Source organism: Spirillospora sp. NPDC048911, assembly GCF_043198015.1.
Taxonomy (GTDB): Bacteria; Actinomycetota; Actinomycetes; order Streptosporangiales; family Streptosporangiaceae; genus Spirillospora.
Map to the genome: position 1 here is coordinate 782,656 of NZ_JBICUD010000002.1, position 14,286 is coordinate 796,941.

16 protein-coding genes are annotated in these 14,286 nt (G+C 71.2%); 10 read left to right on the plus strand and 6 right to left on the minus strand.

The window, feature by feature from the left end; translation table 11 throughout:
* Positions 1 to 26 precede the first annotated feature (26 nt).
* Entirely contained in the window at positions 27 to 1,154 is a 1,128-nt protein-coding gene (locus tag ACGFNU_RS10845; protein WP_392592256.1) for a hypothetical protein, read from the minus strand.
* Between the two features lie 187 nt (positions 1,155 to 1,341).
* On the opposite strand from ACGFNU_RS10845, the gene ACGFNU_RS10850 reads away from it, so the two are divergent.
* Positions 1,342 to 1,782 (plus strand): hypothetical protein, encoded by a 441-nt coding sequence (locus tag ACGFNU_RS10850; RefSeq protein ID WP_392592258.1) that lies wholly within the window; start codon positions 1,342 to 1,344, stop codon positions 1,780 to 1,782.
* A gap of 118 nt (positions 1,783 to 1,900) precedes the next feature.
* Entirely contained in the window at positions 1,901 to 3,109 is a 1,209-nt protein-coding gene (hemW, locus tag ACGFNU_RS10855) for a radical SAM family heme chaperone HemW (protein WP_392592260.1), read from the plus strand.
* A 15-nt stretch (positions 3,110 to 3,124) separates the two neighbouring features.
* Here hemW and ACGFNU_RS10860 read toward each other — a convergent pair whose 3' ends face one another.
* Together ACGFNU_RS10860 and ACGFNU_RS10865 are read right to left on the minus strand one after the other, a co-directional pair.
* Complete coding sequence (locus ACGFNU_RS10860; protein ID WP_392592262.1) at positions 3,125 to 3,727, minus strand: DUF4870 domain-containing protein; 603 nt, start codon at positions 3,725 to 3,727, stop codon at positions 3,125 to 3,127.
* Between the two features lie 65 nt (positions 3,728 to 3,792).
* Positions 3,793 to 4,647, minus strand: coding sequence for a DUF3097 domain-containing protein (locus ACGFNU_RS10865; protein WP_392592264.1), 855 nt, complete (start codon positions 4,645 to 4,647; stop codon positions 3,793 to 3,795).
* A 146-nt stretch (positions 4,648 to 4,793) separates the two neighbouring features.
* Between ACGFNU_RS10865 and hrcA the strand changes: the two genes are divergently transcribed.
* The 3 genes from hrcA to ACGFNU_RS10880 all read left to right on the plus strand — a co-directional run bounded on the left by hrcA (position 4,794) and on the right by ACGFNU_RS10880 (position 7,770).
* Entirely contained in the window at positions 4,794 to 5,807 is a 1,014-nt protein-coding gene (gene hrcA / locus ACGFNU_RS10870; RefSeq protein WP_392592266.1) for a heat-inducible transcriptional repressor HrcA, read from the plus strand.
* Positions 5,808 to 6,941, plus strand: coding sequence for a molecular chaperone DnaJ (dnaJ, locus tag ACGFNU_RS10875; RefSeq protein WP_392592268.1), 1,134 nt, complete (start codon positions 5,808 to 5,810; stop codon positions 6,939 to 6,941).
* Positions 6,942 to 7,038: 97 nt separating this feature from the next.
* The gene (locus ACGFNU_RS10880) at positions 7,039 to 7,770 is read left to right on the plus strand and encodes a 16S rRNA (uracil(1498)-N(3))-methyltransferase (RefSeq protein WP_392592270.1); all 732 of its coding nucleotides are present in this window, start codon (positions 7,039 to 7,041) and stop codon (positions 7,768 to 7,770) included.
* A gap of 133 nt (positions 7,771 to 7,903) precedes the next feature.
* Here the strand turns inward: ACGFNU_RS10880 and ACGFNU_RS10885 are convergent, their stop codons facing one another.
* On the minus strand, positions 7,904 to 8,620 hold the full coding sequence (locus ACGFNU_RS10885) for a hypothetical protein (RefSeq protein WP_392592272.1): 717 nt from the start codon (positions 8,618 to 8,620) through the stop codon (positions 7,904 to 7,906).
* Positions 8,617 to 9,204 (minus strand): SigE family RNA polymerase sigma factor, encoded by a 588-nt coding sequence (locus ACGFNU_RS10890; protein WP_392592274.1) that lies wholly within the window; start codon positions 9,202 to 9,204, stop codon positions 8,617 to 8,619. Before ACGFNU_RS10890 ends, ACGFNU_RS10885 begins: the two co-directional genes overlap by 4 nt.
* Positions 9,205 to 9,508: 304 nt before the next feature.
* Here ACGFNU_RS10890 and ACGFNU_RS10895 point away from each other — a divergent pair, with 304 nt between their 5' ends.
* From ACGFNU_RS10895 to ACGFNU_RS10915, 5 genes are all read left to right on the plus strand, one after another.
* Positions 9,509 to 9,853 (plus strand): histidine triad nucleotide-binding protein, encoded by a 345-nt coding sequence (locus tag ACGFNU_RS10895; RefSeq protein WP_392592276.1) that lies wholly within the window; start codon positions 9,509 to 9,511, stop codon positions 9,851 to 9,853.
* Positions 9,854 to 10,024: 171 nt separating this feature from the next.
* A complete protein-coding gene (locus ACGFNU_RS10900; protein WP_392592278.1) occupies positions 10,025 to 11,104 on the plus strand; it encodes a PhoH family protein in 1,080 nt (359 codons plus the stop codon).
* Between the two features lie 209 nt (positions 11,105 to 11,313).
* The gene (ybeY, locus tag ACGFNU_RS10905; protein ID WP_392592280.1) at positions 11,314 to 11,790 is read left to right on the plus strand and encodes an rRNA maturation RNase YbeY; all 477 of its coding nucleotides are present in this window, start codon (positions 11,314 to 11,316) and stop codon (positions 11,788 to 11,790) included.
* A 67-nt stretch (positions 11,791 to 11,857) separates the two neighbouring features.
* A complete protein-coding gene (locus tag ACGFNU_RS10910) occupies positions 11,858 to 13,147 on the plus strand; it encodes a hemolysin family protein (protein WP_392593495.1) in 1,290 nt (429 codons plus the stop codon).
* 81 nt (positions 13,148 to 13,228) lie between these two features.
* Positions 13,229 to 13,903 carry a hypothetical protein gene (locus tag ACGFNU_RS10915; RefSeq protein ID WP_392592282.1) on the plus strand — a complete coding sequence of 225 codons (675 nt, stop codon included), beginning with the start codon at positions 13,229 to 13,231 and terminating at the stop codon, positions 13,901 to 13,903.
* On the opposite strand, the gene ACGFNU_RS10920 is transcribed toward ACGFNU_RS10915, so the two are convergent.
* Positions 13,896 to 14,228: a cytidine deaminase gene (locus ACGFNU_RS10920; RefSeq protein WP_392592284.1), complete on the minus strand. Its 333-nt coding sequence runs from the start codon at positions 14,226 to 14,228 to the stop codon at positions 13,896 to 13,898. The genes ACGFNU_RS10915 and ACGFNU_RS10920 overlap by 8 nt on opposite strands.
* Positions 14,229 to 14,286: the final 58 nt, after the last annotated feature.

Here is a 14,286-nt window from a genome sequence, read left to right on the forward strand (position 1 = left end):
CGGTCCCACGCGCATGTCGGGATCGTTCAGCGGTGGTGACCGCGCGCGACGTGGAGCGAGACGCCGGTGAAAAGGCCGTGCGAGGTGTCGCCCTCCGGCCGGTAGAGCCGCAGCCCCAGCTCGGGCAGATGCGACATACGGCCTCGTTCGATCACCTCATGACCCAGGCCCCGGAACAACGCGATCACGTCGTCGGCGGGATCGTCGAGCAGGTCGATGCCGTCGAGATGGAAGCGCAACTCGGGGTTGCCGCCCCAGCCCGTGACACGTTCACCGTAGATCTCGCCGACGAACTCCTCACTGGCACTCCCTGAACCGCCGACGCCCCTTGAACCGCCGACGCCGCCTGGACCGCCGACGCCCCTTGAACCGCCGAGACCCCTTGGGCCGCCGCCACCGCCTTGGCCGCCGCCACCGCGCTGGTCGCCGGGACCTCCTTGGCCGCTGAGACCACCCTCGCCGCCGGAACTCCCTGGGCCGCCGCTAAGGCCGCGCTGGCCGCCGGAATTCCCTGGGCTGCTGAGACCGCCCTGGCCGCCGAGACTGCCGAAGCCGTTGCCGTAGCCACCACCAAGGCGGCGTTCGGTTGAGACGGCGAGGCGTCCGCGGCCCACCCAGATGCTGCGGTGATCGGCCCAGCCGCACAGGAACTGCGCCTTCGGCGGCTGTGTGCCGCACTGCTCGGCGATGGTGGCGAGCGTCGTCCACGCGTCGGCCGCCCGCGTGGAGAAGCGCAGGTGCGCGTCTGGCAGAACGGCGCCGTTGCCCGGTTCGAGCGTGACGACGTACGGGGGCACCTTGCCCGGGAACCGCGCCGGATCGGGATCCCGCAGCGTGACCAGGCCCTCCCACTCGGTCGGCGCCTCGACCGCGAACCACGAGACGTCGGCCTCCAGGCCGAGTTCGAGGAACGTCCTGTCGCTCAGGACCCGGCCGATGTGCTCCCGGAGCCCGTCGGCGGTCTCGTCCAGCCTGCGCCGCCACCACGCGGGCTCGGGGTCGCCGCCCTCCCAGCGCACGCCCGGGCCGCGCATGCCGGCGCGTTCCTCGGCGCCGTCCTTGTCGACGATCACGTGGTGCCAGCCGCCGGCCTCGCCGCGCAGCAGCACCCGGATGGGCACCCGCCCGAACTTGATTGCCCCCTCGTTCCGCACCCGGAGACCCTATCCGGGCCCGCGGGCTCCGGGGGCGGGTCGCCGTGCACCGAACGACCATGATCGCCCCATCTTGTCCGGCCCGCTCCGGTCCGGGGTTGCGCGCGACACGGCGGGGGCTGCTTGGCCTGGGCGGATCTGTCGATACGGTCGGACGGCAAGGGTCACCGAGGTCCGGGAGGGTTACGTGCCCCACTCCGAGCAGGTTCTGCGTTCGCCGAGGGAGCGGGCAGCGGTGAACGGCGCCGTCCGGGCCCTGCGGTCGGCCGCGCCCTTCGGCTGGGAACGGCTCGGCTTCGAGTTCCGCGCCACCGTCGGCATCGACAGCGCCTCGTTCGAGGTGATCGACGCGCACGGGTCGTCGCGCACGGCCGTGCCGCCCGGGCAGGCCATCGGCAAGATGGACGAGCTGCGCAGGGCCATGTACGAGCGGGGCAAGGGCGCCTGGTTCACCGCGCGCCTGATGGTGCAAAGGTCGGGACGGGTGAACGCCGAGTTCGACTACGACGGAGAGCCGGATTTCACGCCGCCGCTGACTCCGTCCGCTTACGTCCTGGATCTCGAACGTTTCCCGCGTACCGACGAGCACATCCCGCCTTGGCTCCGTGCCAAGCTCCGCCAAGCCTGACGCTCCCTTCGCCAGGCCTGACGCCTCGCTTCGCCAAGCCTCACGGACGCTTCGCCAAACCTCATGACGTCCGTCGCAGGCGGTCGGACCACGGGAGGCGGCAAGGCAGACTTGAAGGGTGCCCGCGACCCTGCCCGATGGCGACCCTGTACCGGCTGATGGAACCTTGCCCCGCAGCGCCCTGACGGGCCTGGGCGACCGGCCGTTCGCCTTCTACGTCCATGTGCCGTTCTGCGTGACCCGCTGCGGCTACTGCGACTTCAACACCTACACCGCCACTGAGTTGGGGTCTGGCGCGAGCAGGGAGACCTACGCCGAGACCGCGATCCGCGAGGTGCGGATGGCGCGCCGGGTGCTGGGTGACGCCGAGTTGCCGGTCGAGACCGTGTTCGTCGGCGGGGGCACACCGACACTGCTCTCACCCGACGATCTTGGACGGGTGCTGGCCGCGATCGACGCCGAGTTCGGGCTGGCGCCGGGCGCCGAGGTCACCACGGAGGCCAATCCCGAGTCCGTGGACGAGGCATATCTGGGCAAACTGCGCGAGGCCGGGTTCACGCGCGTCTCGTACGGCATGCAGAGCGCGCGGGAGCACGTCCTGGCGACGCTCGACCGCACCCACACGCCCGGCCGCGTGCCGCAGGTGGTCGAGTGGACGCGGCGAGCGGGCTTCGAGCACGTCAACCTCGACCTGATCTACGGAACGCCGGGGGAGAGCGACGACGACTGGCGGGCCTCGCTGGAGGCCGCGCTGGCGACCGAACCCGACCATGTGTCCGCGTACGCCCTGATCGTCGAGGAGGGCACCCGGCTCGCCGCGCAGGTGCGGCGGGGCGAGCTCGCCACGCCCGACGACGACGCGATGGCCGACCGCTACCTGATGGCCGACGAGCTGCTGAGCGCGCACGGGCTCCGCTGGTACGAGATCTCCAACTGGGCCACCGGCGACGCGGCGGCCTGCCGCCACAACCTGCTCTACTGGACCGGCGCCGACTGGTGGGGGGTGGGCCCCGGCGCGCACAGCCACGTCGGCGGCACCCGCTGGTGGAACGTCAAGCATCCGGCCGCGTACGCGTCGCGGCTGGCCGAGGGGACCACCCCGGCGCACGCCCGCGAGATCCTCGACGCCGCCGACCGCCGGATCGAACGGATCATGCTGGAGCTGCGGCTGGCGGCGGGCTGCCCGGTGGAGCTCCTCGACGACGCGGCGGTGCGGCGCGCGATCGGCGACGGCCTGATCGAGGCAGGGCCGTACGAGCGCGGCCGCGCCGTCCTCACCGTGCGCGGCCGCCTGCTCGCCGACGCCGTCGTCCGCGATCTGACGTGACCACCCGAGCGTTCGCTACTTGATCATCGGCCAGGCCATGAAGGTCGGGAACCGGTAGTACTCGCCCCGGTTGGCCGCGACCGCCGCCATGATCAGGAAGACGATCTGAGCGATCGCCTGCGCCAGGAGCAGCACGAACCCGATCAGGATGAAGCACAGCACGAAGTTGATGATCAGGTAGACGAACTGCGTGATCGCGAAGTTGAGCCCCTGCTGGCCGTGGTGGCGCAGGAACGGCGACTCGTCCTTCTTGATCAGGTAGACCAGCAGCGGCGCGATGAAGCCGAGCAGGAACTGGCCCAGGTGGCAGAGCAGCCCCCAGGTCCGGTCGTCGGAGGTCGGGCCGTACCCCTGCCCGTACGGCTGCACCTGGCCGCCGTAGCCGTACGACTGGTCGTAGCCGGGCGCCTGCCCGTACCCCGGCACCTGCTCGTAGCTCGGCGACTGGCCGTAGCCCTGCTGCTGCCCGTAGCCTTGTTGCTGGCCATAGCCGGGCTGTTGCTGTTGCCCGTAGCCGGGCTGGCCATAGCCCTGCTGCTGGCCGTACCCGGGTTGGTCCTGCCCGTAGCCCGGCTGCTTCTGTCCGTAGTCCGGTTGTTCCGGGGGCCCGTACGTCATCGCCTGCTCCTCGATGGGTTCGGCTTACAGCGGCGGGGGGCGTCAGATGTTCGGTTTCATCGGTTTCAGGGGACCGTCACGAAGTCGATCAACTCTTCGACGCGGCCCAGGAGTTCTGGTTCCAGGTCGGTGTAGTCGGACACGGATCGCAGGATCCGCTTCCATGCCGCCCCCACGTTGTCCTCCCAGCCCAGTGCCGCGAGCACCCCCTCTTTCCAGGGTACGCCGCGCGGGACTCGTGGCCACCCGGGAATGCCCACCGCGGCGGGCTTGACCGCTTCCCAGACGTCGATGAACGGATGCCCGGTGACCAGCACGTGCGGGGACGAGACCCGCGCGGCGATCCGGCTCTCCTTGGAACCCGCCACGAGATGGTCGACGAGGACGCCGAGCTTGCGCTCGGGGCCGGGGCCGAACTCGTCGACGATGGCCGGAAGGCCGTCGACGCCCTCCAGGTACTCGACCACGATGCCCTCGACCCGCAGGTCATGGCCCCAGACCTTTTCCACCAGCTCGGCGTCGTGCACGCCCTCCACGTAGATGCGGCTCTCCTTGGCGACCCTGGCCCGCAGCCCCGGAACGGCGATCGACCCTGAGGCCGACCGCGCTGGCCTGCCCCCGGCCATGCCTGTCCCTGCCGCGCCGGTCCCCGCGGCGCCGGTCCCGGTCGGCCGGACGAGCGTCACCGGCTTGCCGTCGATCAGGAAGCCCGCCTTCGTCAGCGGGAAGACCCGCCGCTTGCCGAACCGGTCCTCAAGGGTCACGCCGAACTTGTCGCAGCCGACCACGGCGCCGCAGAAGCCGCTGCCGGGATCTTCCACCACGAGGTCGATTTCGGCCGGGATCTCGGGAATCTGGCCTTTGCGGGGACGTCGCCAGTCGCCCGCGAGAACGTCGTCACCGTAGTCCTTGCTCTGCACGGATCGGCACTCTAGTGACCGGAGACCCTCCGGGCATCCTCCTGATCGTCCCTTCCGGGCCGTACACTTGGCACTCGTAAGTACGGAGTGCCAGTACAGGCGGCACCCGCAGGCAGCGCCAGTACGGGGGCGAAGGAGGTGACCACGTGCTCGACGACCGCAAACTCGAGGTCCTGCGCGCCATAGTCGAGGACTATGTCTCCACCAATGAGCCGGTCGGCTCCAAAGCCTTGGTCGACCGGCACAACCTCGGTGTGTCCTCGGCCACGATCCGCAACGACATGGCCGTCCTGGAAGAGCAGGGTTACATCGCCCAGCCGCACACCAGCGCGGGCCGTATCCCCACCGACAAGGGCTACCGGCTCTTCGTCGACCGGCTGTCCACGGTCAAGCCGCTGTCGTCGGCCGAGCGCCGGGCCATCGAGACGTTCCTCAACGGCGCGTACGACCTCGACGACGTCGTCGGCCGCACCGTCCGGCTGCTCGCCCAGCTGACCCGCCAGGTCGCGGTCGTGCAGTACCCCTCGCTCACCCGCTCGTCGGTGCGGCACGTGGAGCTGGTGCCGGTCGCCTCGCGCCGGCTGCTCCTCGTCCTGATCACCAACACCGGCCGGGTGGAGCAGCGGGTCATCGACACCTACGGCGAGGTGTCGGAGGAATCGATCGGCCACCTGCGCGCGTTGCTCAACACATGTCTGGACGGTTGCGGGCTGGGCGAGGTCCCGGTCGCGGTGGCCGACCTGCCGGAGAAGGTCGCTGCCGACGATCGGCCGGTTGCGGCCGCGGTCCTGTCGGTCCTGCTGGAGACCCTCGTCGAGAAGCACGACGAAAAGATCGTGTTCGCGGGGGCCGCCAACCTGGCCGCCGTCGACTTCTCCCGGAGCCTGCGCGACGTCCTCGAAGCCCTGGAGGAACAGGTGGTCCTCATGCGGTTGCTCGGGGAAACCGGTGATTCCTCTACTCTTACGGTGCGCATCGGTACCGAGAACCCCGACGAGGGGCTCCGGTCCACCTCCGTCGTCGCCGCCGACTACGGAGTCGGCGATCAGACACTGGCCCGGCTGGGAGTGCTCGGGCCGACACGCATGGACTACCCCAGCACGATGGGAGCGGTACGGGCAGTGGCACGCTACGTCGGACAGATCCTGGCGGGTTCGTAAGTGGCCAACGACTACTACGCGACCCTAGGGGTCCGCCGCGACGCGAGCGCGGACGAGATCAAGAAGGCGTACCGCCGGCTCGCGCGCGAACTGCACCCTGACGTCAATCCGGATCCGGAGACGCAGGAGAAGTTCAAGGAGATCACCCAGGCCTACGAGGTGCTCTCCGACCCGAAGAAGCGCGAGATGTACGACCTGGGCGCCGATCCGTTCGCCCCGGGCGGCGGCGCGGGCGCGGCCGGGTTCGGCGGCGCCGGGTTCCCGTTCAGCGACATCATGGACGCCTTCTTCGGCACGGCCACGTCCCGGGGGCCGCGCAGCCGCGCCCGGCGCGGCCGCAACGCGACCCTGCGCGTCGAGCTGAGCCTCCAGGAGACCGCGTTCGGCACGACGCGCGAGCTGTCGATCGACACCGCGGTCGTCTGCACGAGCTGCACCGGCTCCGGATGCGCGCCCGACACGCGTCCCGAGACCTGCGACACCTGCCACGGCCGTGGCGAGGTCCAGCAGGTCCAGCGCTCGTTCCTGGGCCAGGTCATGACCTCTCGGCCCTGCCCGCAGTGCGGTGGCTACGGCAGCGTCATCCGCACGCCGTGCCCGGAGTGCTCGGGCGACGGCCGGGTCCGGACGCGCCGCACGGTCAAGGTCAAGATCCCGGCGGGCGTCGAGAACGGCATCCACATCCAGCTGGCCGGCGAGGGCGAGGTCGGCCCGGGCGGCGGTCCCCCCGGCGACCTGTTCCTGGAGATCGTCGAGCGGCCGCACGAGATCTTCGAACGCGAGGGCGACGACCTGCACTGCACGGTCGAGATCCCGATGACGGCGGCGGCCCTCGGCACCAACGTCACGATCGAGACCCTCGACGGCGCCGAGGAGGTCGACATCAAGCCGGGCACGCAGTCCGGCCAGGTGATCACGCTCTACGGCCGCGGCGTCCGGCACCTCAACGAGAGCGGCCGCGGCGACCTCATGATCCACGTGACGGTGGAGACGCCGGGCAAGCTCGACGAGGAGCAGGAGGAGCTCCTGCGCACCCTCGCCAAGCTGCGCGGCGAAGAGCGTCCCCCGGGCAAGTTCGCCCCGGGCCAGCGCGGTGTCTTCTCGCGCCTGCGGGACGTGTTCAACCAGCACTGAAGAGACACCGTGCGGTCCTATCACGAGGGCCTGCGTGGTGACCCCCCGCCGTGACCCCACCCGGTCGCGGCGGGGTTCTCGTACGGGAGGATGAGGCATGAGCCCGCCGGTGTTCCTCGTGGAGCCCGATCACCTGGACGGCGAGAGCCTCGTCCTCGACGGGCCCGAGGGCAGGCACGCGGCGGCCGTGCGGCGCCTGCGCGCCGGAGAGCGGGTCGACCTGACCGACGGCGCCGGAGCCATGGCCGAGTGCGTCGTGACGGCGGCCGGCAAGGAGTCCCTGACCCTGGACGTCCTCGCCCGCCACCATCACCCGCGCCCCGAGCCGCGCCTGGTGGTCGTTCAAGCCCTCCCCAAGGGCGACAGAGGCGAGCTCGCGGTCGAGACCATGACCGAGGTGGGGGTCGACGAGATCGTGCCCTGGGCGGCCTCTCGCTGCGTCACGCAGTGGAAGCCCGAGCGCCGGGCCAAGGCGCTCGGCCGCTGGCGTTCGACCGCCCGCGAGGCCGCCAAGCAGGCCCGCCGTCCCTGGCTCCCCGAGATCACCGACCTGGCGACCACCGCCCAGGTGGCCGACCGGGTCAAGGCCGCCTCCCGCGCGCTGATCCTGCACGAGGAGGCCACGTCCCCCCTCAGCGCCCTCCGGCCGCCCGCGACCGGCGAGATCGTCCTGATCGTGGGTCCCGAGGGCGGCGTCAGCGACGAAGAGCTCGACGGCTTCACGGCCGCCGGCGGCCTCCCGACCCTTCTCGGCCCGACCGTCCTGCGCACCTCCACGGCGGGCGTGGCCGCGGCCAGCGTCCTCCTGGCCGCCACCGGCCGCTGGTGATCACCTCCCGCTGAACGCCGATGGCCGGGCGCCTGGTGGGGCGCCCGGCCATCGTGCCGGTCCGGGTGCGCGGGCGGGGGAGCGGCGGCGCCGTCCAAGGGCCTGTGACGGCGCCGCCTGTGGCCCGCGCGGATCAGGGTTGCGCGCCGGTGGACTCGTTGGTCGTGGACTGCTGCTGGTCCGAGGACGTCGGGGTCGGGGTCACCGAGGGCTCCGGCTCCTCGGTCGGCTTGTCGGTGGGCTTGTCCGTCGGATCCGGCGTCGGCGGCGGCGTCGTGGGCGGCGTCGGCGTCGGGCACGCGGGCAGGACCGGCTTGCTCGGCACCGTGGCGCCCGGCGACGGGGTCGTCGCGCTCTGCGGCGGCGAGCCACCGCCGGAAGGCCCGCAGGTGGCCGTCGAGGACGAGCTCGGCGGGGTCGCACGCTGCGAGGAGGCGGGTGTGCCGTTCTGGGCGGGAGGCGGGGATCCCTGGGTCGGGGAGCCGTTCGGCTGCCCCTGAGTGCTGGCGACGGTGCCCTTGGGCGCGTCCTTCTCGCCGGCGGACGGGCCGTTGTGGCCCGCCGGCGACGTGAAGAGACTGACCGTCTGAGGTGCGGACACGCCGATGCCCGCGATGGCGACGGCCGCCCCGACGGCCAGTACGGGGCGTGCCCAGCTCTCGGTGAACCAAGCCCATCCGAAGCGGCGCGGCGTCGCGGGCCCCTGCAAGGGGGCCCACCACCTGCCTCGGCGCTCTTCGATGCGGGTCCGGATGAGCTCCAGTCCCTCGGCGGATGGGGTGACCGTGTCCGCCTCCGCGTTCAGGGCGCGGCGCAGGATCTCGCCGTGCTCTTCGTGGGGGTCGGTCATGAGAATTGCTCCAGGACGTTACGTAGCGCGGCCATACCGCGCGCCGTATGACTTTTCACAGCGCCGCGGCTGATGCCCATGGCGTGGGCGATCTCGGCTTCGGACAGATCGGCGTAGTAGCGCAGGACGAGCGCCTCGCGCTGCCGGTTGGGCAGCGTGTGCAGCGCGTCGACGACCGCGGAGCGTTCGAGCTCCCCGATGGCCCCGGCCTCGGCGCTGGGCGCGTCGGGCAGGCCCTTGGGGGCGTACTTCTCGACCACCGCGCGGTGCCGCAACACCGATCGTGACCGGTTGACCACCGACTGACGCAGGTACGAGAGGGCCTTGTCCGGGTCGCGCAGGCGGCGCCACCCGCCGTGCATGGCCACGAACGCGTCCTGGACGACCTCCTCGGCCGTCCCGGAGTCCCGTACGAGCATCGCGGCCAGGCGTACCAGGGAGCGGTAGTTGGCGCTGTAGAGGGCGGTCACGGCCTGGTCGGCGTCCCAGGCTACGGCCACGGCCCCGGCAGTGCCCCTGGCCACGAGGGTCTCGGTCACGTCTGTGGGACGCGTACCCTCCTCGTCCGGTTTACGAAAGGGCATCTTCTGTCTTGCCTCAGTCACCTATCCGCCGCCTTTGCCGTCCCCCGGCCACCCATTCGGATGGTCACCTTCGGTACGGCGTGGATGGGCGATCCCCGGCCGGTCTGAGGCAGTGTGGCGCACGGCTTCGGGAGCCCGGGGGGAACGCCTGAGTTTGCAACTTTATCCAGTGAACGTCGGCCCCGTGGTGCCGAACTATCGTTCGGTTGATCAATCGGAGATTATCGGGCGCGGCGGGCCGCGGGCTACGGCCGGGAGCGCCCTCGATAGGATTCGCAGCGTTCGTGGCGACGGAGGGACAGAGATGACGGACTGCCTGTTCTGCAAGATCGTTTCAGGTGACGTGCCCGCGAAGATCGTTCGTGAGTCCGAGCGCACGGTCGCGTTCCGTGACATCAATCCCCAGGCGCCCACGCACGTGCTGGTGATCCCCAAGGACCACCACCCGACCGTCGCCGATCTCGCCGCCGCCGACGCCGATCTGCTCGCGGAGCTGCTCCAGGAGGCCGGTCAGGTCGCGGTCGACGAGGGGGTGGCCGAGGCCGGCTACCGCGTGGTCTTCAACACCGGCGCCCAGGCCGGCCAGACCGTCTTCCACGTCCACGCGCACGTGCTGGGCGGCCGTGGCCTCAACTGGCCGCCCGGCTGACCCGTCGCGTTCCCCTGGCGTTGCGCCTTCCGTTCCAGTGGTCCGGCACGGTCCTCGGCGACCATAAATACAGCGGCGTTATGTCGCGGGTGCCCAGTACCATGGAAGAGACAGCTACTGGACACCTGGAGCAGACAGAAGGCAGGTCGGAGAGGCCGCAAGGCCCGGCTGATGACCCAATCAACTCACGCGGGACGCGACGACCGCACGGGCTCGCGGTCCCAAATCAAGATCGTGGTGCCGGACGACCATTCCATGGTGAGCCTGCTCGGTTCACGGGATGAGTTGCTCCACGTCATCGAGCGCGCGTTCCACGCCGACATCCATGTTCGCGGCAACGAGATCACCGTGACGGGTGCGGAGGCCGAGACCGAACTGGTGTCGCGGCTGATCGCCGAGCTCATCGACCTGCTCAAGGGCGGCACCCCGCTCACCCCCGACGCGGTGGAGCGGAGCCTGGCCATGCTCCGCAACGAGTCCGGCGAGCGCCCGGCCGAGGTCCTCACCCTCGACGTGCTCTCCTCCCGGGGTCGCACCATCAGGCCCAAGACCCTCAACCAGAAGCGGTACGTCGACGCGATCGACAAGCACACGATCGTGTTCGGGATCGGCCCCGCCGGCACCGGCAAGACCTACCTGGCGATGGCCAAGGCGGTCAAGGCGCTGCAGGACAAGCAGGTCAACCGCATCATCCTGACGCGGCCGGCCGTCGAGGCGGGCGAGCGGCTCGGCTTCCTGCCGGGCACGCTCTACGAGAAGATCGACCCCTACCTGCGGCCGCTGTACGACGCGCTGCACGACATGGTCGACCCCGACTCGATCCCGCGCCTGATGGCCGCCGGCACCATCGAGGTGGCGCCGCTGGCGTACATGCGCGGCCGCACGCTCAACGACTCGTTCATCATCCTCGACGAGGCGCAGAACACCTCGCCCGAGCAGATGAAGATGTTCCTCACCCGCCTGGGCTTCGGCTCCCAGGTCGTGGTGACCGGCGACGTCACCCAGGTCGACCTGCCCAACGGTCACCTGAGCGGGCTGCGGGTCGTCCAGGACATCCTGGAGGGCGTCGACGACATCCACTTCTGCCGGCTCAACAGCCACGACGTCGTCCGCCACAAGCTGGTGACCGACATCGTCGAGGCCTACAGCCGCTTCGACGAGGTGGCCCGCCAGGGCGGCAAGGGCGGCGACCGGGTCTCGGAGATCAAGGGCGCCGCCGGGCGCGGCGGCTCCCGCAAGCGGGGCCGCTGATCCGTTCCACCGAGCTCTGACCACGCCGTGCTGCCCGGGGCACGTCTCGAAGCCGCGGGTCGGTAGGCTGTGGCAGAGTTCGGGGCCGCCGGCCGATCTTGCGCGGGCGAAGGCCCGGCAGGTCCCGGACGTGATCCGGGCCGCCTGCCGGGCGGGCCCACGCCGGACCGGCTCGGCCGTCCTGCGGAGATCCACGGGACAGGATTGCGATGAGCATCGAGGTGTTGAACGAGTCGGGCGTCGAGGTCGACGAGAAGAGTCTCGTCGATCTGGCCCGGCACGCGCTGGACGGCATGCGGGTGCACCCGCTCGCCGAGCTGTCGCTGCTGCTGGTCGACGAGGCGGCGATGAGCGAGCTCCACGAGAAGTGGATGGGGGAGCCCGGCCCCACCGACGTCCTGGCGTTCCCCATGGACGAGCTGCGCCCGGGGCCGATGTCGGGCGGCACCGACGAGGACGAGGCCGATCCGGGGCTGCTCGGCGACGTCGTGCTCTGCCCCGCGGTGGCCGCGCGGCAGGGCGCCGAGGCCGGCCACGGCACCCAGGACGAGCTCGAGCTCCTCTGCACGCACGGGATCCTGCACCTGCTCGGGTACGACCACGCCGAGCCCGAGGAGCACAAGGAGATGTTCGGCCTGCAGGCCGACCTCCTGAACACCTGGCGGGAGAAGCGCCGCCAGCGATGAGCGCCGCGAAAGCTGGAGGCCAGGTGAGGGCTGGTGGCCGGGTAGGGGGAGGACGGTGAACGCACAGATGGGGTGGCTGCTCACCCTGGCCATCGGGCTGGTCATCCTCGCCGGGCTGCTCGCCGGTACCGAGGCCGCGCTGGCGCGGGTGTCGCGGGTGCGGGTCGAGGAGCTGGTCCGGGAGGGCCGGCGGGGCGCGCAGCGGCTCGCCGAGGTGGTGGCCGACCCCGCGCGGTACCTCAACATGGTCCTGCTGCTGCGGATCAGCTGCGAGCTCATCGCGACGGTCATCGTGGCCGATCTGTGCATCTCCTGGCTGGACGAGACCTGGGGCGCGTACGTGTCGGCGGCCGCGATCATGATCGTGGTCAGCTACGTGGTGGTCGGGGTCGGCCCCCGGACGCTGGGCCTCCAGCACGCCGACCGGATCGCGCTGGCCGGGGCGGCCGTCATGCACCCGGTGACGCGCGTGTTCGGGCCGCTGCCCAAGCTGCTGATCCTGCTGGGCAACGCGCTGACGCCGGGGCGGGGCTTCCGGGAGGGGCCGTTCGCGACGGAGGCCGAGCTCAGGGACCTGGTCGACCTGGCCGAGCAGCGCAGCCTGATCGAGCCGGACGAGCGCGAGATGATCCACTCGGTGTTCGAGCTGGGCGACACGCTCGTGCGCGAGGTGATGGTGCCGCGCACCGACATCGTGTTCATCGAACGCGGCAAGACGCTGCGGCAGGCGATGTCGCTGGCGCTGCGCAGCGGGTTCTCGCGCATCCCGGTCGTGGGGGAGAACGAGGACGACGTGGTGGGCATCGCCTACCTCAAGGACGTCATCCGGCGCAGCCACGAGCACCGCGAGGGCGAGTCGGTGGAGAAGGTCGAGTCGGTGATGCGCCCCGCCACCTACGTGCCCGACAGCAAGCCGATCGACGAGCTGCTGCGCGAGATGCAGGCCCGGCAGACGCACGTGGCGATCGTGATCGACGAGTACGGCGGCACCGCCGGCCTGGTCACCATCGAGGACATCCTCGAGGAGATCGTGGGCGAGATCGCCGACGAGTACGACGTCGAGACGCCGCCGGTCGACTGGCTGGACGACAACAAGGACACCGCCCGCGTCACCGCCCGGCTGCCGGTGGAGGATCTGGCCGACCTCTTCGACGTGGAGATCGACGTCGAGGAGGTCGAGACGGTCGGCGGCCTGCTGGCGCACGCGCTGGGCCGGGTGCCCATCGCGGGCTCCACCGCCGAGGTGGCGGGGCTGGCGCTGACCGCCGAGAGCATCGCCGGGCGCCGCAACCGCATCGGCACGGTCCTCGTCCGCCGGATCGGGGAGCCGGGCGAGTCGCCTGCTTCCATAGGCTGACCAGCGCGTTCTCCCCCGTACCAGGGTTGAACGGGCACCCGCTGGGAACGATCCCGCGCTGAGGGCTTTCAGGGGGATCTCATGGTGCGCATCGTTGCCGGAGCCGTGCTCGCCATGGGGCTGACCGGGCTCGTCGCCGGATGCGGCGCGGAGGCCTCGTCGGAGAAGTTCGCGGCGGGGGAGTCGGCCATGGCGGCCGCGGTGGTGTCGCTCGACGAGGTGCCCGCGGGGTTCAAGCTCGCCGACAACCAGCGCGTCCTCGAGGGCATGGAGCCCGTCGACCCCGACTGCGCGCGGCTGTTCGGCCTCGCCGACGTACCGGTCCCGCGCGACCTGCACGGGATCAAGGACGCGCCCGACGCGCACGCGGCGTTCTACCGCGTGAGCCCCGTCGCCAGCCTCGCCGAGCACCTGTTCCGGCTGCCGTCCGGCCGCGCCGCGCGGCATGTGACCGAGGCGCGCAGGGCGGTCGTGAAATGCCCGCGGATCGAGGTCGAGGCGGGCGAGGGCGACATCCGCCTGCGCCGCGAGGACCACCGGAGGGTCAAGGCCCTCCGCGACGCGCTCGCCGTCCGCTACATCAACGTGCGCGAACGCGTCGCCCTGGACGTGGTCATGGCCGCCGTCGACGACGACCTGCTCGTGGTGGCCGCCCCCGGCTCGTTCGGCGGCCCGGCGGGAGCCCGCACGACCGAGCAGTTCGCGATCAAGGCCCTGGCGAAGCTTCGCGCCGTCCACGCCGGCAAGGTCAGGTGAGAGCGGCCTTCAGGGAGCCGTCCGGGGCGGCCACGAAGACGGCGGCCTTGGGGCCCAGGTCGCGTACGGCGGCCAGGTCGGCGTCGCCGACGGTGTCGGCGGCCGTGACCAGGGCGGCGGCCTCCAGGTCCTCGGCCCCGCTGGACACGGCCATGGCGACCGCCACGTGCAGGGCGCTCAGCTTCAGGGACGGCAGGTCGACGCTGGTGGCCGAGTAGGTCCGGCCGGTCTCGTCGCGGACCGCCGCGCCCTCGGCCGCGCCGGTGCGCGCCCGGCCGGCCCGGGCCAGCGTGATGATCTTCTTGTCCTCGTCGTTCACGGGCACCAGCCTAAGGCGCCTGTCGCGAGACAGACGCCCTGGGATCCCGTCGCAAGTCGCCGCC